Source organism: Microbacterium sp. SS28 (genome assembly GCF_022761035.1).
Classification (GTDB): domain Bacteria; phylum Actinomycetota; class Actinomycetes; order Actinomycetales; family Microbacteriaceae; genus Microbacterium.
The window spans coordinates 182,279-200,096 of record NZ_JAKWJP010000001.1 but is presented as its reverse complement, the minus strand read 5'-3'; the positions used below and the strand labels follow the sequence as shown (position 1 = coordinate 200,096).

Sequence of the window (17,818 nt, the reverse complement as noted above, 5' to 3'; positions counted from 1 at the left end):
GTCGTAGTGCGCTGGAGGTCCCTGGACGAGCGGGTGAGACGGCTATTCGTCGTTAGCCTCGGCCTCGATCCAATCGATCTCGTGATCCGAAAGGTGAGAACCTGCGGGCTCTGAACCGCTGACAGCCACAATCTCGGCCACGACGTCCGCGGGGAGCGGTTCGCCGTTGTGAGCAATGAGCCATTTCTTGGTGGTCGACTCGAGTGCGGGCCACCACGCGTTGATCTCCATGCATTCAGGTTTCCACCGAACGTCCACCGTGCGTAGGTCGGTCCTTGAGCGTGCGCGCACGGATCGCGACGGCGTAGGTCAGTCGAGCGCGGAACTCGTCCGCGGTCCCCACGAGGGGAAGTTGACCCACTCGTCTCCCGCGATGATCACGCGCGCCTTGCCGTTGGTGGGGATGGTGCAGATTCTGTCGATTCCCGCTTCAGTGTCGTGGCACCCTGCGAGCATCTGGCGGCCATCGGGCGACCACACTGCCTTGAAGAATCGAAGTTGGTCGGTGGGCTCGTGGAGCACGCGCAGGCCGTGGCCGTTCGTCCGCACCGAGAGGATCGCTCCGGAGTTCGGCGCATCTGGGTGCTCCGGGCCGATGTTGAAGGTGATGGAGTGGCCGTCCGGGGACCAGTCGGGATGTTCGAGGGCTGGGCGGGCCGCGACGACTTCGCGCAACCCCGTGCCATCGGCATTCATGACGTAGATCGCTTCGAGTTGACCGGCCGGGCTGTCGCCGACGATCCGACCGAACGCTATCTGGGTCCCGTCTGGCGAGAACACTGGTTCGACGTCGAGTGCGCCTTCGGTGAGTTGCCGAGGCTGCGAGCCATCAGCGTTCATGACCCAGATGGAGATAGTGAACGGGTCCTCGCCAAACGGGAACCCGTTGTACACGATGAGGTTCCCATCGGGCGCCCATTTTGGTGCTTCTTGGATCCCCGGGGCGACCGTGAGAGCACGGCGATCACTGCCGTCGGCAGCGATGGTGGCGATGTGCACGCCGGTCTCGTCGGCATAGTCGAACGCAATGCGGGTGCCATCAGGCGACCAATCCGAGAAATTGGCTGGCCCGTCCGTGAGACGCACCTGACCTGAGCCATCGGCCGCAGCCGCCCACAGACTGAAATTGTCGATGGCGGGATCCCAGCCACCGAACGCGATCGGTCCGTTGCTCGGCTTGTCGGCCCGATCGGAAGACTCATTGGCGGCTTCAGCTGCCACGCCGCCGGCCAGACTGAGAGCGATCGCGAGCAGCGAAATTGACGCAGTCTTGCGGGCCATTTGATTCTCCTCCGAAGGGTGCCGAACGAATCGACACCGCAGGGCGTCTGCCGACGGAAGAGAATGGCCACCGCGCTCGTACCCCTGCAGCGCTCACTATCCTCGGACCCCAAGACGTGGTCAAGCCATCGCGTTGACTCATGAGGAGTGCGCGCGTCGTGGGTATCGAGGAATCCTTTGGGATTGCGCGTAGCGGTGTGCCTGCCGGTGTCCGCGGGACGGCGGCGGTGGGTCCTGCTATGGGGCTGACCATAAGCGAACCAAAGGCGGTCACGAAGAAGCTCGCGCTGGAGGATCGGCGCGGCAGCAAGTCCCGCCCGGGTTAGATCCGGATCAGGTGTGCGAGCTGAACGGGTGGCATCGCAGCCATGCGCGGAAGGCGTTGAGCAGGCGCTGGTGCTGAAGGCGGTCAAGTCCCGACCGCCCCGAGGCCCTCTGTATGGGGAGCCGGTGATCGTGGCGTTGCGGATCCAGTGGGCGGTGCGGGGGACCCTGTGCGGGCGGCTGCTGGCGGCCGCGCTGCCGGACCTGGCGCCCCGGCCCCGCCAGCTCGGCGAGCTGTAACCCGTGCGGTGCCTGCTCGACGCTGGAGGCGCCGACGATGATGAACGCGTCCAGATTGAACCCATAGCCAAAGCGGACTGTTCCCAGAACTGAACCCGGTAGATCGGGTGCTGACCTCGTCGGCCTTTTCCGCGTGGCTCGTCGCGTGAATCTCCATTTCCGCAGAGCGGAAGGAGGGGCTTCGGCTCGATCGCTGAGAAGCCGGTTGCTCAGCGTTCGTTGGGTCCGCGGTAGACGCCGTTCTGGTCTGTCGAATCCGCGAACTCCTCCCAGTCCATGTTTGCGATGTTCAGGTTGTTCTCCACGGCCCAGAGCTCTGATGCGACGCAGCGGAACGCGGGGCGCTGCTCGAGAAGATCCACGACAACAATCGGGAAGTCTGGCGCAGAGAGCGTCTCGTCGTCTGCGATGAAAAGCACCGCGGTCTCTCGCGGATGCTGAGGGATCGAGTTGCGCAGTAGATCGCGCGGCGCCCCGACCCACATCGGGTCGTCAACGAAGTCGACGTAGGCGCGAAAGCCGTCTTCGTTCTCTTCGCCCAGTACCGCGACCAGGCGGTGCCAGGCGGCGTCATCGACGGCCGTGGTTCTCACGAGTAAGGAGCGCTGGGAGGTAGGAAGCAGCGGCACCCTCACAGCATGCCGCACGGGGTCGGCCCGCGTGCGCACGCCGGTCCCCTTGCGTGCATCAAGATGCCTTGAGGACCTTCGACCACACGCTCATCTCCCGACGACGGGCCTGAACCGCTAACCAGGCAGCCGGCGATGGGCACGGCCAACTCTGCACACTGCCGTCAGACCCGGGTGCGAGCCTGCGGTGTCGACACGCCTCCTGTATAACCGGCGGTCGGCTTACTCGGGCGCGTACTTGAACGAGAGCTGGATCCGCGCCCGGAACAACAGCGTCCCGTCATCGCCGACAACGACGTCCAGCTTCGTCACCTCTCCGACACGGAGGTCGTGCAGCGAACCCGCGGCGGTGCTGATCGCTTCTCGGGCCGCCTCCTCCCAGGACGAGGCACTCGTGCCGATGACGTCGATCACTCGGTAAACGCTCATCTTGACCCTCTTCGCTCGATGCCGACAACTCCATACTGATCGCGCTCGCGCTCGCAGGGAAGGGCAGCGCGTTCGACCCGGGCGCGAGCAAGGTGAGGAGACAAGTGAGCGTTGGCATCGGGAGGCGCTGACATGGAGGATGCCACCTTGCGGCGGCGCCCGGTTGTCCCGCACGGTGAAGTGCACGATGAGCGCGCGCTTATCGCGCGTCGCTGAGCTCCTCCTAGGGGACGCCGTTCGATCCGCCCTGGGCGCGGTGACCGTGGCAAACAGACGGGTTGCAGCGTCGATCGACCCGCGGACGGCATACACAAGCCGCTCTTGCGTCGAGCGGCACGCAGGCGGCATGAGCCAGGCGAGGTGCCGCAGAATCCGCGGGATTCCGGGCCATACAGCTCAGCAGGGAAGTACTGGGCTTCCAGAGGACCCCCTTCGTGCCTTCCGAGAGTCGGTCGGCCGTTCGGGTTCACCCGAGCTCGCGCAGGCGCTTGAGCGCGACGAGCCACTCCTCGGTGGCGTCGCGCAGCTCGGTGAGGGATTGCTCGGCCGCGGCATCCTTCCTCTTGAGAACGTCGCGAACCGACGCGATGTTCGCGGCGAGCTCGGGGGACTGGCGAGCGGCCTTGCGGAGCTCGGGCGACGCGAGGACCTCGCGTGTCGCGTCGTCTCGGAGGCGGCGCTCCTCGTCGGCCCGTTCGAAGGCCGCGGGAAGTCCGCCGACGCCGTCGGTGAGCAGCTCGAGCATCGCGCTGACGGCGGCGCCGTCGGCGACGCGGTTGTGTTCGGGGTCCCGGGCTTCCGGGGTGACGCGCTTGTGCACGATGTGACCTCTCTCAGATGGCGATGACACTCAGATGGCGACGTTGAGGGCGTCCCACGGCGCGCCCAGCGGCGAGCCGTTGAGGTGGAGGATGCCGCTCGACAGGTTGCCGAGCACGGTGGCACCCGTGAGCGAGAGCTCGGCGGTGGGCTCCCGCCGGCCGCGCAGGCGGTTCTGCGCGATCGCCCCCGTCTCGGCGCGCACCCACAGGGCGAGCGTGCCGAACTCGACATTCCCGTGCACGTGATTCGACGTGATGATGACGTCGCCGCGGAGCCCGACGATCATGGCGGGCGGTGCGTCGCCTGCGCCGCCCGCGACGATGTTCGCGTCGACCGTCACGACGGGGGCGCTGATGCGCCCGAAGCCGACTGCGGACGCCGGGCCGATGCCGAAGACGGAGGACGAGAGCCCCGTCGTGATGCCCCCGGCTGTCGTGAAGCCCACCTCGTGCTCGCGCTCGTCGGCGCTGCCGACGAGCAGGCCGATGAAGCCGCCGCCGTTCGGGTCGAACTCCGGATCGGGCGGATAGCGGCGCGACGAGTTGCCCTCGATCTGCGAGCGCGCGAAGCCGCGCACCGCGATGCCGATCTCTGCGCGCCCGTTGTCGACGTCGCCCACGCGGTCGACGGTGTTGCCCGCGATGCGGGACTCCGCGGCCGCGACGACGTCGATGCCGATGGACCGCCCGCCCATCGTGGGCGCGGTCCCTACGCCGCGCACGGTGTTCGATTCGATGCCCGCACGCGTCGCGTTGACAACCCGGATGCCGAAGACCCCGGGCGCCTCGTCGGTGATCCGGGAGCCGACATCCAGCACCGTGTTGTGTGCGATCGTCGCTACGTCGACCGATGACTTCTCGTCGACGACGATGCCGTGCTGGGTGACCTCGATGCGATTGCGCGTGATCTCGAGCGTCTGGACGGGGGAGTAGTCGACGATCCCGTGCCCGCCGACGCCTCTGATGTGATTGCCGTCGATGCGGACCGTGTCGCGCACGAGCTCGCCACGCGGCGTGGGCATGATCGCGATCCCGTCGGTGCGAGCCGGCTGATCGGAGCGAGGGGCGGCGACGTGGTTGCCGGTGATCGCGAAGCCGCCCTCCGACACGGCGATGCCCGTGCCGCCGACGATGACCGTGTTGTCGTCGAGCGCCACCGAGCTGCCGGGGAGGAGGGATGCCGGAGCCACGATGCCTGTCGTGACGAGCCCGCCCTGCGCGGCGCGGAGGACCGTGTTGGCGGCGACGCGGTTCGCGAGCATGAAGGCCGTCGTGCCGTCGAGCCGGAGCCCGAAGTCGCGCGCGACGACGAAGTTGTCACTCACGTCGAGCGCCGCGACGAGGAGCGTGCGGCGGCGCGCCTCCGCACCCGTCGAGGCCTCGCCGATGCCCGTCGGCGCGAGGACGATGTTGTCGCGGAGACGCGTGAGGACCGCCGCGCCAGCGAGGGCGATCGCCGCCCGCGAAGGGCCCTCCTGCGCGAGGATGAGCGCCGTCACGCGCTCGACCGTCGCGGCGACCGTCGTGTCGAGAACGATGGCGGAGTCGTTCGCGGCCACGATCGCGAGGTCGTCGATCGTCGTGAAACGACTCCGTGACACGACGAAGCCCTCGGACGCCGACGCCACGACGATCGAGCCCGCGCCCTGACCATGGATGCGCACCGAGACGGCGTCGGCCACGCGGACGGGCTCGCGGATCGCATACAGGCCGATCGCGAGGCACACGGTCCCTCCTCCGCTCGCGATGACGCGGTCGACCGCGTCCTGGATCGTGAGCTCGCCGCTCGCGTGCGAGACGGGGGTCACGCACTCCGTGCACTCGCAGCCGCACTCGTCGCAGCCCTTCCCACCCCCTTCGCCGGGAGTCGGCCACTGGGGACGGCAGTCCGTGACGCCTGCGGCGGTGAGGATGCCGAGCCGCACATAGTGGTGGTGGATGCCGAGCGGCGGGGCTTCCTCGAGGAGCGGATCGGCCCCCACCGCGCCGCCCGACGCGTCGGCGGCGCGCGCGGGGACGATCCAGTGGTCGCCCGTGCGGAACGATCCGCCGGCCGACGAGAACCCCACGACGAGCCCGTGCTCGAGCACGACCCTGTCGGTCGCGACAGCGGGCACGGGGATCACCCCTGTCGCACCGGCCTGGTCGAGGTCGACCACCGTGCCGCCCGCCGTGTTCTGGACGACGCCCACCTGGTCCCAGCGCCGGATCCGCAGATGGCGGGACGCGGCATCCGGAATCGTCAGCTGCAGGTCGACCGGCAGCGCGGAACCCACGAGGGTGATCGTGCCCTCGGCGTCGTCGATCTCGATGCGGCGGATCTCGCCCGGCTTGCCCCAGAGTTCGCGCTCGTCGTCGAGGATCTCGACCCAGTCGCCGTCGTGGAAGCCGAGCACGTCGTCCTTGCCGAGCGAGGCGGGACGCACCGTGGCTCCCGCGTCGAGCACCTCGAGGATCGGACTCGCGACGGACGCGTTGTCGCGCGACCACTTGAAGGTCGCTGTGCCGAGGGTTCCGGGGTCGTGGATCTCGACGCGGTAGGTCTGGTGCTCGAGGCCCCGGTAGCCGCCCGTGGGTGGGAGTTCGCACGGTTCGTCGTCGACGACGGCGATCGTCTCGACGGTGAGGCGCGCGCCCGAGGGTGCGATGGACTCGCCCCATCCCTTGAGGGCGTCGTCGGGCGTTCCGCAGGTCGTGCCGGCAGGCACGGCGAAGTGCTTGACCTGCCAGACGGTCTGCGAGCGCGCCGTCGTGTCGACGCCCACGGCGCGCTCGATGAGCCCTGGATCCTCGAGGTGCGTGACCTCGCGCTGCCACACGTCGAGGTAGACGAGGTGCGTGCCGGTCTTCGGGAGTGCGGGCGGGGCAGGCAGATACGGCTGCGTCGAGTAGGTCACGGCCCCCGAGCCGAAGGACTCGGCCAGGATCGGGTCGAACGTGTCGTCGGGCGCGCCGCCGTGGTTCTCGGCGAGCAGCCCGTCGGCGTACAGGCGCCCACGCCCGATCGCGAGGTCGCCCGCCGCGAGGGTCAGTGCGAAGGCGTCCGGCGTGACCTTCGACACCGCCGCCGTGCCCTGGATCCCCGGCTGAGGTCCGGGGCCGTCGAGATCGGCGACATTGGCGCGCAGACGGCGCTCGAGTATCGCGACGAGCTCGTTCCAGTCGCCGTCGAGCAGGAGACGCCCCTGCTGAAGCACGACACCCGAGTGATCCTTGCGTGCGTCGAATCGCACACCGCTGAGGTCAGCACCCATCAGTTCGTCCCTTTCCCGGATTCATGTCGCGAAGATGCGGTCGGCGGCGAGGCCGAACCGCAGGTACTCGTCGAGGCGGATGCGCAGATTCGCCTCGCGCTGCGGAGCGTAGAGACGGTGCGTCACACCCATCTCGCTCTCATCGTCGGCGCCGCGCCGGATGCGATCCGGCGTGCCTTCGTGCAGCCGGAGATAGTCGTGGTCGCCGAAGCGCATCGAGTCGAAGCGCGGCCGGGAGGCGCGCTGCACGGCGACGGGGTCGTCGGGTCGCGGCGCGCAGTGGAACCGCCGGCCCGTCTGGGATCCCTCGGGCAGGAACGAATAGCGCACGCATCCCTGCTGCTTGCGCTCGACGTGCACGGGGCGCGGGCGCGGATCGCCGGGCTCGAGGGTTGCGAGGAAGAGCGAGTTCGAGGCATCGAGCCGCACGCAGCGGGCCGACCCGACGACCGTGGATTCGCGGATGTCGAGATCGCCTGCCGCCGCGGTACCGTCGCCGGTTTGCCAATCGGCGTCGGACGCCACGGTCCGGGGCGAGGCGCCGTCGCGTCCCGTGAGCGCGACGCCGGTGCGGGCCGAGCCGTCGATGATCGAGTCGGTCACCTCGACCGTGACGCCCTCGACGGCGACGATCGCGCCGACGACGCTGCGCTCGATGCGGACGCATGCGAACGGGTCGAGCACGATGAGACTCGCGCGGGTCGGCGAACCAGCTGCACCGTCCGGCGTGCGGGTGAGGCCCGGCACGAGGGTCGCGTCGCGGATGACGATCGTGCGGCGGTCCCGATCCGGTGGATCGACCTCGTCCAGGACCACGGGCGCGCCCGAGAGGAGCACGCCGTCGAGCACGACGGTGCTCCTGGGCTCCATGTCGAGCAGAAGAGGCTTCGTGAGCTCGAGCGAGGGGCGGGCGCCCTGCGCTGCGGCGAGGCACACCGCCGACCCCGGATCGGCGGTCGGGTCGGGTGTGTGGGCCGTGATCGTGAGGTTCTGCGCGTAGCGCCGTGAGTCGGCGACGAGGACCGTGCCGCCGTCCTGCACGAGGTCGAGGGCCGGCTGCAGGAGGTCGCCGTCCGAGACCGTCTGCTCCGGCGCGGGGAGCGGCTCGTCTCCGCGCCGCCGGTTTCCCGCCCCGACCGGCACTGCCATGCCGATCGAGAAGGTCGCGAGCACCTGCTCGCCGGCGGGCGGCGCGTCGCCGAGCCACACCCGCCCGCGCGCGGGGTCGATGTACACCTGGCCCGCGGGAGGCTCATGCGCCCATGTCGCACCGCCCGGCGCGTCGGAGAGGTCGGCGAAGCGGACGTCGGCGAGAGGGATCGCGACAGGCTCGCCGGCGCCCGTCTGCCTCTCGAGCAGGATCGAGCGTCGCGCGCGCGAGAGCGTGGGCCCGTAGACCGCGGGCGCGTGGTCGGCGGCCCACCGCACAGTGAGCGGCTGCGGCACGTCGGGCGGTTCGGCGAGGTGCGAGATCTCGGTCTCGATGCGGGGCTGCGCGAAGAGCCTCGTATCGGCGCCGAGCGGGTCGAAGCGGAATCGGCGACCATCGACCGACGGGTCGGGAGTCAGGGGCGAGCGCTCGAGCCGCACGGGCTGTGTCCGCCACAGGAAGATCGGGATCTTCACGATCCCGTAGCGGCCGCGGTGCTCGCGCCAGGTCGAGGCGAGGGGCCGCGCGTGCGCCGTGTGCGCGAGGTCGTCGAACGCCGCGCCCTCCGGGGCGACGTGGTGCAGGGCCTCGTGATCGCGCATGCTCGCGCTCGCGACCGCGTGCGGACGCGTGTGGTTCATGTACTGCGTCGTCGCGAGGCGCTCGAACGACTCGTACACGCGCGCGGGCCACCCCGTGACGTCGGCGGCGAGCTGCTCGATGACGGCCGCGGTGCCCTTGCGTCGGCGGTACGCGACGGTATTCGCGACCTCGGCGCGCGGCGAGACGACCTCGGGCACGACGCCGTGGATGGGGCGGTACCCGACGACCCCGCCGATGTACGGCGTCGCCCACGGGGCCGCCGTCTCGACGAACTGGTCGTCGTAGAGCTGCGCGAGCTCTTCGCCGAGCACGTCGAGCTGGTCGCCGAAGACGTCGAGCAGCTCGGCGAGCACGCCGCCCGCCTCGCCGTCCCGCAGGCGGTAGACGGCGGGGAGCAGCTGCCACAGCCGGGCGGCGGTGGTTCCGGCCTCGGGCTCGGTCATGGCATCTCCAGGAGCGGCGGGAAGGGATCGGGCGAGAGCACGAGCAGCTCGGCCCCGAGCGGGACGGGTACGGCGGAGGTGGCAGGGGCCGCGATGAGGCGCTTCTCGAGCGTCGGCGTCGCCGCCCGGTGGAGGAGGTCGAGGTCGACCCCCACGATGCCCACCACCGACGCGGCGGTCGCGACGAGCTTCGATGCCGAGACATGGTCGCCGAGCTCGCGTGCCCGTGCACCGTACCCATCGCGGAGTGCCTTCTCGAGCGCCGCGAGGACGACCCCGCGCTCGCGGTCGGAATCGGTGTCGACCTTCATCGAGATGCGGAACTCGACCCGGCGGACGGGCACCGCGACGAGCTCGACGAGCGGGTCGCCCCAGCGGATGAGCTCGCGCTCGAGCCGCGAGACGACCTCGACGGGTGGCGCCGCGCCCGCGGCATCCGCCACCGTCACGACGATGAGCGCTCTGCCACCCGTCGCGGGCAGCACGGTCACCTGCGCCTTCCCGATGCCCGCGAAGGCGAGCGAGAAGTCGGCGTAGTCGAGGAGCGAGACGGTGCGTCCGAGCGTGCGGACGGGGATCGGGATGCCGCGTCGCGCGTCAGCCTCGGACTCCGGGTCGACGCCGCCGACAGCGGGCGCCGGGTTGGTCACGCCCTTGAGCCCGAGGGGGCGGTCGAGGGCGATTCCGAGCTGGTCCTTGCGGACGTTGCCCGCTGCGCCGATGCCCTTGCGATGACGAGCGCGGATGTTCGTGGCACCCGTCGAAGGCCGTGCGCCGTTGCTGCCGTCGCCGAAGACGACGCTGATGCCGCCGTCGGGCTCGTCCCGCGTCTCGTACACGCGATCGCGCGGGCCCGCGGTCGCCGTCGTCGGCACCTCGGTCCAGCGCACGTCGTCGACCCGCACCTCGAGGCTCGACGCCGTGCCGCGCGGCGTCTCGGCGCGCACGAAGGTGAGGGGCGACTGCTGCAGCCGGTAGGCGGCGAACGCCTGACGCGCATCGCCCGAGCCGAGCAGCTGCGTCACCGTCTCGCCGTGCGTCGCGCGGGCGGCATTGCCGAAGACGACGGCGCTCGCGTGCGTCGGCGGGTTCGCGGGCGCGGTCGCGACCGTGATCCGCGTGCGCACGCCCGCTGCGCCGCCGATCGCCTCGACCTTCTCGACGTGGAGCGTCTCGGACACGGGCGCGCCCGCGGCATCCGTCCCCGCAAGGATCACCTCGCGGCCCTTCGACATCCCCGTCGCGTCGCCGTCGACGACGAGGGCCGTGCCCGCGAGTGCGGCCGTGTCGGGGGCCTCGGCGAGCATGAGGCGCTCCGACACCGCGAGGGCGGTGACGTAGCGCGGGGCGATCGTGTTGGTCCACGCGGGACCCGCCAGCTCGAGGGCCGTGACGGGGCCCGCGAGGCCCCACGACTGCTGGCTCAGCTCGGTGTTCTTCTCGACGCGGTACCGCGTCCGGCCTCCCCACTCGAGCAGGAGCCACGAATCGACCGCGACCTCGGGGTGCGAGCCGTCGAGCGTCGTGAACGTGACGCCGGCGACGCTGTAGGCCGAGCGGAAGTCGGACAGCCCGTCGACGGTGTCGTAGGTCGGCGGGCTCGCATTCGGGTCCTTGAGTGCGAACTTCGGCGCGTTGTGGCCGAAGAGCGACAGCCGTCGCCGCATCGCGAAGACCTCGAACGCGCCGCTCTGCAGCATCGGCAGGGCGGAGGCCTTGAGAGCCTGCGACCATGCGATGCGCGTGCGGCCCGCGGCGGGCTCGGGGTCGACGTCCGTGAGCTGCAGGGCGTCCCACTCGCCCGTCGCGTCATGCGATGTCAGCAGCACGACGTCGCCCGCCGCGAGGCCGAGGCCGATCCCGCTGAGCCACGCCTCTTTCGTCGCGGCGGTGACGGGCCACCCCACGGTCTGCGCGACCGGCAGCGCGTTCCATGCCGGACGGGCCTCGATCTGCTCGACCGTCTCGAACGTCTGCGGCTGCTCGCCGGGCCCGGGGATGCTCTGCACGCGAAGCCCGACCGGGAGGGTGAGCGCCGTCGGCAGGACGGGCGGCGCGATCCCCGGATCCTTCATCGACGGGGGGAGCGGAGCGGGCGGCTTCTCGAGCGAGAAGGCGAGCACGGTCTCGGCGGCCGCGCCGCGGGCGAGCCTGTATGCGACGAGCGCGCCGAGCTCCTGCAGCGACGCGCGCTCGATCGCGGTCCCGAGATATGCCTCGTTGGCGAGTCGCTCCGTGTAGAACGTCAGGATGTCGGCCGTCACCGCGAACGCGTCGAGCAGCGCGATCGTCGCATCGTCGGAGTCCCGCGTGCGCAGCCCGCGCAGCGCTGGACGCCCCTCGTGCGGCTTCGGCGCCGTCGTCGCGGGCGGGATCGGATGGAGCCGCGGGCTCGTGTCTCGCGACAAGCCGGCGATCATCGCTGCGAGGAAGTCTCCGTGCGTGCCCGACCGGTAGGAGATCGACCGCAGCCCCGGCCTGTTCGCGACGGGCAGCGGCGGCGCGGCGGCCGCGCGGCACGCGGGGCAGCCGCACGCGGAATGTCGAGTGCTCATGATCCGCCTCCATAGGTGAGCTCGAGGACACCGCGCTCGGGGAAGCTCGGGTCGTCGTCGAGGCGCGCGATCTCGAGTCGTCCCATCGGGATGACGCCCGACGCGATGCCGCTCGACCACGGCTCGTGCTGCCGTTGGAAGGTCACGACGTCGACGGACTCGACACCCGGCACCGAGTGGACCGCCGCGAGGATCGACGAGAGGTAGACGCTCTGGCCGAACGTGAAGCGGTCGGGGTGGAAGAGTCCGAGGCGGCCGTCCGACAGCATCCCGTCCGAGAGCACGTCGCGCACGTCTCGCGCGACAGGCGAGCGGTGATGGCGCCGCGAGACGCAGATGCGGAGGGCGACCTCGAGCGGCACGAAGACCGGGCTGGTCACCTCGAGGTCGTAACCCGCCATGCGGAACCGCTCGAGGTGGACGCGCAGGCCCGTCTCGAACGAGGCGTCGACGGGCCGCCCCGCGCGGCGGTCAGCGGTGACGAACACCGTGCGCCACGATCCCGTCCACCGGAACGTCGCCTCGGCCTTCGCGACGCCCGGATAGAGGCCCGCTTTCGCGGCGTAGTCGGATGCCGTCACGGCGCGCTCCTGGATCGAGAGCGTCGCGGGCGCATCGCGGCGGATCTCGTCCCCCGTCTCGGGCTCGATCCCGCCGAACGCCGCGAGCGGATTGACGACCCCGACGATGTCGGTCTCGTCGTCCACGACATAGGCGAGGCTCTCGCGGCCGATGTTGCCCGCGGTGCCGTTGCCGACGCGGTACCGGGCGCGGAACTCGGTGCCCTCGGGCGGCCGGGCGCCGTGCTCGTCGTCGCCGAAGCGCAGGAAGACGGTCCCGTCATGCTCCTGCTCGACCACGAACGCGCGGTGCGCCCCGTCGCTCGCGATGAGATCGGCGCTCGGCTCCCAGTCGTTCGGTCCGGATGCGGGGTCGACGCCCGTGAGCACGACCGACGCGACGGCGTCGCGCGGGTCGCCTTCTCGGGCGCGGGATGCCGATTCCCACTCCTCGAGCACCTGCAGAGTGCCGAGCGGCTCTTCGCGGAGCAGCCACGCGCCGCCCCCGAAGCTCAGGGAGTGCAGCCGTCCTGCACCGCGGACGATCGCCTCGTCCCCTATGCGGGCGATGCCCGCCGCCGCGAAGAGCGCCTGCAGCTCGTTCTTCGACGCACTCCCCGAGAGCTCGGTGCGCAGCGTCGGGGTGAGCGGGGCCGTCGCGAGGACGGCCCGCTCGCGCGCGAGGACGCGCGTGAGCGGGGCGTACCGCAGTCCCGGGCGGAAGCGCGGAGGAACCCGTTCGCCCTCGTCGTCGCAGTCGGCCGCGGCCCGCACGAGGCGCGACGCCGGGACCGTGCCGAGCAGCTCGCCGAGGCCGTCATCGCTCGTGACCGTCGCGCCGTGGTCGGCGAGCACGACGTTTCCCCACGCGCCGGCCGTCTCGGTGCCGTCGACGGCGAGGCACAGAGCGGCCGGCAGGGCGTCCTCGTCATGCCAGCGGATCTCGGTGACGTCTTCGACGCCGCCGTCGAAGAGCATGCCTGAGGGGTCCTTCGACGAGCGGACCTCCGTGAGCCGCACGGCGAACCGGCGTGCGGGATCGGCGTCGGCCGCGATCCTCGTCGACGGCGAGACCGTCTCGGCGAGGATGAGCACCTCGCCCGCGCGGAGGGCCGGGTGGTCGCCGCGGAGCGTCGCCGACGTCGAGCCCGGGCGCAGTGTCGCGTCGAGGCGCCCCCACGTCCAGAACCGCATCTCGGCGTGATCGTGGTCGAGGAGTGCGGCGTGGACGGTCTGGAACTCGACGGGACGCGCGTCGAGCACCCGCTCATGATCGCGTGTGCCGTCCTTCAGCCGCCCATCGGCGATGCCGGACACACGCGTGAGGAGACGGGTGTGCGCCGCGAGGGGCACGTCGGTGGCACCATCCGCGACCTTGATGCGCGCCCACACGCGCGCGGCCGCGCCGTCGTGCACGCGGTAGTCGACCAGACGGGCATGCCTGCGCAGCGAGACGCGGCTGCGGGCCGTTCCGAGGTACGCCTCGGTCGCGACGGCATCCTGTCGATACGACAGCTCGTCCGCCGCGTACGCGAGCAGCTCGACGAGCATGACTCCGACATCCGCGGACGACCGCTCGGTCCATCCCGGCGCGAGGAGCGCCATGCGCTCGAGCATGACGCGGCGGAAGCCCTGATAGTCCTTCGCGAGGTAGTCGATGGGCGGCGGATGATGCACCCCGGGCGGGCAGGTGCACGGCTGCTCGCAGTCGAGGTCGCTCGGGCACTCCACCTTGAATGAGAACGGGACCGAAGCGAGGAGGGGGTCGAACCCCGTGGGCGGGTCGTCGGTCCCGGGCGTGCGAATGCGCAACCGGTAGAGCGAGAAGTCGCCCCACCGCTTCGTGCGGACGACGATGAGCGTCGACGGGTCGTCGTAGCCCTCGACGAGGGGGAGTTCGGCCGCAGTCAGCGCGGTCGCGGCCTTGGCCCACTCGATCTCGACGGGCCGGATGCGCTCGCCGCCCTCGATCTCGATCCAGGTGCGGTCAAGGCCCGCCGGCACCGCGAGGAGGAGCCGCACGACGAGCGTGCGCTGCCGGAGGGCCTGCACCCCTTCGTCGTGGTCGCGCACCTCGAGGAACTCGATGCCGTTGAGCAGTCCCGCGAGCTTGACGGCCGTCAGCCGGCGCCGGTCGCCGCACGTGTAGCACGTCATGATGACACCCCCGGCGGCGTGCGGAACGTCTGCACCTCGTGCGCCCCCGTCGCGCGCACGACGTAGGCGACGGTCGCGACGACGGCGGCGTCGCGCGCTTCGACGTCGACCGACTCGAGCGCGATGACGTCGGCGAGTTCGCGCTCGAGCGCGGCCTGCACGAGGAACTGCGACGCGGCGGCGACCTCGGGTCCGCCCGGCGCGAAGACCTGCGCGAGGAGTCCCGCACCGAAGTCGGGGCGCATGACGCGTTCGCCCGGCGACGTCAGCAGCACCTGCTCGATGAGGTCTCGCACGTGTTCGTCCCGCCCCGTCGTGGAGGTGCGGCCCGTGCCGTCCACGGACCACGGGTAGTCGAGCGTGCCGCTCATGACGCCACCGCCCTCGGCTGCACGACGACGGGCACGAGGGGCCCGCCCGTCGCGACGGTGATCGACGATCCGCTCGAGATGGCGACGGGCACGCCGCCGGCCTGGACGCGGACGGCCCCGACGATCCACTGGCCGCTCACGTCGAAGGGCCCGGACGAGCTGGAGAGGGGGCATCCCGCGACGACGTACTGCGTCGCGAGCGTCACGACCGGCTGTCCCGACACGAGCACGCGCGGGAAGGGCGAGGTCGCCGTCGCCTGCCCGCCATGGGCGCACAGGACGACGGCCCCCGCGTGCACGATGGGTCCAGGCATCCGTCCCTCCTCAGGTCACCGTGAGGGCGCCGGCGTTGATGCTGACGGTCGGCCCGACCATCGAGATCACGGCGCCCTTGCCGTTGCTGATCGTGATGCCGACGTCGCTGACCGAGATCATGGCGCCGGTCGTGGTCTTGATGAGGATGCCGCCGGTGGGCCCGGGGGTGTCGCTGATCGTGATCGAGTTGCCGAGCTGCGTCTGGAATGTGAAGCCCGAGACGCCGGGCGGCACGATGCGGGACGCCGCAGGGACGTCGGCGGGGGAGTAGAAGCCGCCGACCCACACCGGGTGGTCGGGATCGCCGCCCTCGAACTCGACCCACACGCCCGCGCCTACCGCGGGCACCGTGAAGACGCCCGTCTGCGTGCCCGTGACAGGCAGGCACGGCATCGCCCACGAGCTCGGCGGCAGCCCGATGGACGGCACGAGCAGCTGGATGCGGCCCATCTGCATCGGGTCGACGTTGTTGACGCACGTTCCCCGGTACAGGCCGAAGAGCTTCTTGGTCGTGAGGAGCGTCTCGGTGTCGCTCATACGGGCACCTCCGGAACGGTGGACAGCAGGGCGTTGCGGGCGAGGGTGAAGGACTGCGTGTAGCTGCCGCGCGCGATCTTGTGCGTCACGCGACTGACGTAGTACAGGCCGTTGAAGGCTTCGCCGGCGCCGCGGACGCCGACGAGTCCGCGCGACGTGAGCACGCGGCCGTAGCGGGTCACGTCGAGGGTCCCCGTGCCCGTCACCATGTCGTCGTGCTGCCCCGCGTAGGCGATGCCCTTCATGATCGCGGCGGGCGCGCTCAGCTTCGCCGTCTCGGGGAGCATCGTGATCTTGGGCGGAAGCGGCGGGACGACCCCGAGCATGGGGCGCAGCGGATTGATGTCGGGGATCGGGAGGGGGATCGCGGCCTTGCTCCACGGCTCGTGCACGGTCACGACGGGCAGCTCCTTCGCCTCCTTGTTGAGCGAGAACGTGAGCGACGTGACGTTGTCGTGCGGTCCGTCCAGTCCGGCGTTGAGAGCAGGCTGCGGGATGCCGAGCCGCACCTCCGGGCCCCAGTAGGCCTTGCTCATCCCGGGGAGCGGGCCCGGGTCGATGTAGAAGACGTAACCGGCCTCGTGGGCGAGCTTCTTGACGTAGGCGTAGTCGCTGCCCTGGTGGCGCGGGATCTTCTCGGTCGGGATGGGCGGCTCCTCGATGAGGGCCGGGATGACGAGGGGGGCGACCCCGAGGGCCGCGTACTTCGCGAGGATCGCCAGCACGCGCACGGCGGCGGGCATCGCCGGGTACGGGATGCCGTCGAGCTCGAAGATGTCCATGACCGCCGTGAGGTCCTTGCCCTTGACGTGCAGCGTCGAGCTCGCACCGTCCGTCGCGAACTCGTGCTCGGTCATGACGCCGTCGGCGAGCACTTGGGTCGTGCCGCCGATGGTGACGGCGAGCACGATGCGGAAGAGGGGTATCGACACACCGCCCGTCAGGAGGAAGAGCGTGGACAGGGGCGATTTCTTCGGCACGTCGAAGACGAGCTCGAACCCGCTCTGCGTGTCGCCCGAGCCCGTCTCGATCGTGACCTCGCGGAGCGCGTCGACGAGCGCCTGCGGCACCGGGAGGGCGACGGCAGGGCCCGCGTAGAGATGCAGCCGGACGGGCTGCGGAGGCAGCTCAGACATCAGCGCCCCTCATATCGGCGGGAAGGGTCACGCGCAGCGGACGCCCCGGCGGCTCCGCCATGTCGACGGGATCGATGACGCCGTTCGCGTCGGCGAGGCGCCACCAGAGCTCGGCGTCGCCGAGGTGCCGCGCGGCGAGGAGGTCGCGACGGTCACCCTCGACGCAGCGCACTTCGTAGAGCGCGCTGAACCGCTCCGGCCGCGGGACGAGCCTGCGCCGCAGGAACGCGACGGGGACGGGCTCGACGCCCGGCTCGGTGTCGGGCACGTGGTGCGCGATGCCGACGCCCGCGTACCGGCTCGTGGGCGGGAGCGAGAGCTGCGGGACGACGCCCGCCGAGAGCAGCTGCTGCAGGGGATCGGTCATGTCACAGCTCCGTCACTCCGAGAGTCGACAGGGATGCCGAGGCGGCCTTCTTGGCGAGCGCCTCGCGCGAGCGCAGATGAGCCATGAAGAGCTGGCCGCCGCGGTGGTCGAAGCCGACATCGTCGACCGTGAGCACCCGCATCCCGAGCGACACCGTCGCCCTGATCGGGTTGAGGTTCGCGTCGAACGCGTCTTCGGTGATCGACAGGTCCGTGATGCGGACCGGGACGACGCGGTTCGCGCCCCACACGAACAGGAGGAGGGGCGCCTCGATGGCGAGCACTTCGAGGGTGCCGCCGCGCGCGAGCGATTCGTTGCCCTGCAGGGCCTCGCTCGAGGGCTGCACGAGCAGCTCGAGGGCTGCGAGCTCGGGATGGATGCCGAGTTCGGTCGCGTTCCGGTTATGGTCGGGGTGCTCGAGCCTGTCGGTCGCGTCGATCTCGGCTTCGACCTTGATGGTCTCGGCCGCGGCGCCCTTGAGGCGCAGAGCCTGCGACTTGTCACCCCCCGTCTCGCCGGCGGCCTGCACCTGGACGGTGCGGCTAAGCGTGTCGGGGTTGTACTGCAGCGCGATCGTCCGCAGCGTCCGCCCGCTCTTGACGTCGACCTGCACGAGGCCGCCTTTGATGAGCCGGGGCGAAGTCAT

15 protein-coding genes are annotated in these 17,818 nt (G+C 70.8%); all 15 read right to left on the bottom strand.

From position 1 onward, the window contains the following. Window positions 1–42: 42 nt before the first annotated feature. The 15 genes from MJ607_RS00890 to MJ607_RS00820 all read right to left on the bottom strand — a co-directional run bounded on the left by MJ607_RS00890 (window position 43) and on the right by MJ607_RS00820 (window position 17,818). Entirely contained in the window at window positions 43–231 is a 189-nt protein-coding gene (locus MJ607_RS00890) for a hypothetical protein (RefSeq protein ID WP_243073662.1), read from the bottom strand. A gap of 78 nt (window positions 232–309) precedes the next feature. Continuing rightward, window positions 310–1,281, bottom strand: coding sequence for a hypothetical protein (locus MJ607_RS00885; RefSeq protein WP_243073661.1), 972 nt, complete (start codon window positions 1,279–1,281; stop codon window positions 310–312). Between the two features lie 773 nt (window positions 1,282–2,054). After that, window positions 2,055–2,474 carry a hypothetical protein gene (locus MJ607_RS00880; protein WP_243073660.1) on the bottom strand — a complete coding sequence of 140 codons (420 nt, stop codon included), beginning with the start codon at window positions 2,472–2,474 and terminating at the stop codon, window positions 2,055–2,057. Between the two features lie 222 nt (window positions 2,475–2,696). Next, window positions 2,697–2,888: a dodecin family protein gene (locus MJ607_RS00875; protein WP_243073659.1), complete on the bottom strand. Its 192-nt coding sequence runs from the start codon at window positions 2,886–2,888 to the stop codon at window positions 2,697–2,699. Between the two features lie 481 nt (window positions 2,889–3,369). Next, window positions 3,370–3,723 carry a hypothetical protein gene (locus MJ607_RS00870; RefSeq protein ID WP_243073658.1) on the bottom strand — a complete coding sequence of 118 codons (354 nt, stop codon included), beginning with the start codon at window positions 3,721–3,723 and terminating at the stop codon, window positions 3,370–3,372. 30 nt (window positions 3,724–3,753) lie between these two features. Continuing rightward, window positions 3,754–6,978, bottom strand: a complete 3,225-nt coding sequence (locus MJ607_RS00865) for a DUF6519 domain-containing protein (protein ID WP_243073657.1) — start codon at window positions 6,976–6,978, stop codon at window positions 3,754–3,756. A 21-nt stretch (window positions 6,979–6,999) separates the two neighbouring features. Beyond that, window positions 7,000–9,174, bottom strand: a complete 2,175-nt coding sequence (locus tag MJ607_RS00860) for a hypothetical protein (protein WP_243073656.1) — start codon at window positions 9,172–9,174, stop codon at window positions 7,000–7,002. Further along, on the bottom strand, window positions 9,171–11,729 hold the full coding sequence (locus MJ607_RS00855) for a baseplate J/gp47 family protein (RefSeq protein ID WP_243073655.1): 2,559 nt from the start codon (window positions 11,727–11,729) through the stop codon (window positions 9,171–9,173). The genes MJ607_RS00860 and MJ607_RS00855 overlap by 4 nt, the downstream gene beginning before the upstream one ends. Further along, window positions 11,726–14,446: a putative baseplate assembly protein gene (locus MJ607_RS00850; protein ID WP_243073654.1), complete on the bottom strand. Its 2,721-nt coding sequence runs from the start codon at window positions 14,444–14,446 to the stop codon at window positions 11,726–11,728. The genes MJ607_RS00855 and MJ607_RS00850 overlap by 4 nt, the downstream gene beginning before the upstream one ends. Further along, a complete protein-coding gene (locus tag MJ607_RS00845) occupies window positions 14,443–14,817 on the bottom strand; it encodes a GPW/gp25 family protein (protein WP_243073653.1) in 375 nt (124 codons plus the stop codon). The genes MJ607_RS00850 and MJ607_RS00845 overlap by 4 nt, the downstream gene beginning before the upstream one ends. After that, entirely contained in the window at window positions 14,814–15,131 is a 318-nt protein-coding gene (locus tag MJ607_RS00840; protein WP_243073652.1) for a hypothetical protein, read from the bottom strand. The genes MJ607_RS00845 and MJ607_RS00840 overlap by 4 nt, the downstream gene beginning before the upstream one ends. 10 nt (window positions 15,132–15,141) lie before the next feature. Further along, window positions 15,142–15,669 carry a phage baseplate assembly protein V gene (locus MJ607_RS00835; protein WP_243073651.1) on the bottom strand — a complete coding sequence of 176 codons (528 nt, stop codon included), beginning with the start codon at window positions 15,667–15,669 and terminating at the stop codon, window positions 15,142–15,144. Beyond that, entirely contained in the window at window positions 15,666–16,805 is a 1,140-nt protein-coding gene (locus MJ607_RS00830; RefSeq protein WP_243073650.1) for a hypothetical protein, read from the bottom strand. The genes MJ607_RS00835 and MJ607_RS00830 overlap by 4 nt, the downstream gene beginning before the upstream one ends. Beyond that, window positions 16,798–17,172 carry a hypothetical protein gene (locus tag MJ607_RS00825; RefSeq protein WP_243073649.1) on the bottom strand — a complete coding sequence of 125 codons (375 nt, stop codon included), beginning with the start codon at window positions 17,170–17,172 and terminating at the stop codon, window positions 16,798–16,800. The genes MJ607_RS00830 and MJ607_RS00825 overlap by 8 nt, the downstream gene beginning before the upstream one ends. Before the next feature lies 1 nt (window position 17,173). Continuing rightward, the gene (locus tag MJ607_RS00820; protein ID WP_243073648.1) at window positions 17,174–17,818 is read right to left on the bottom strand and encodes a hypothetical protein; all 645 of its coding nucleotides are present in this window, start codon (window positions 17,816–17,818) and stop codon (window positions 17,174–17,176) included.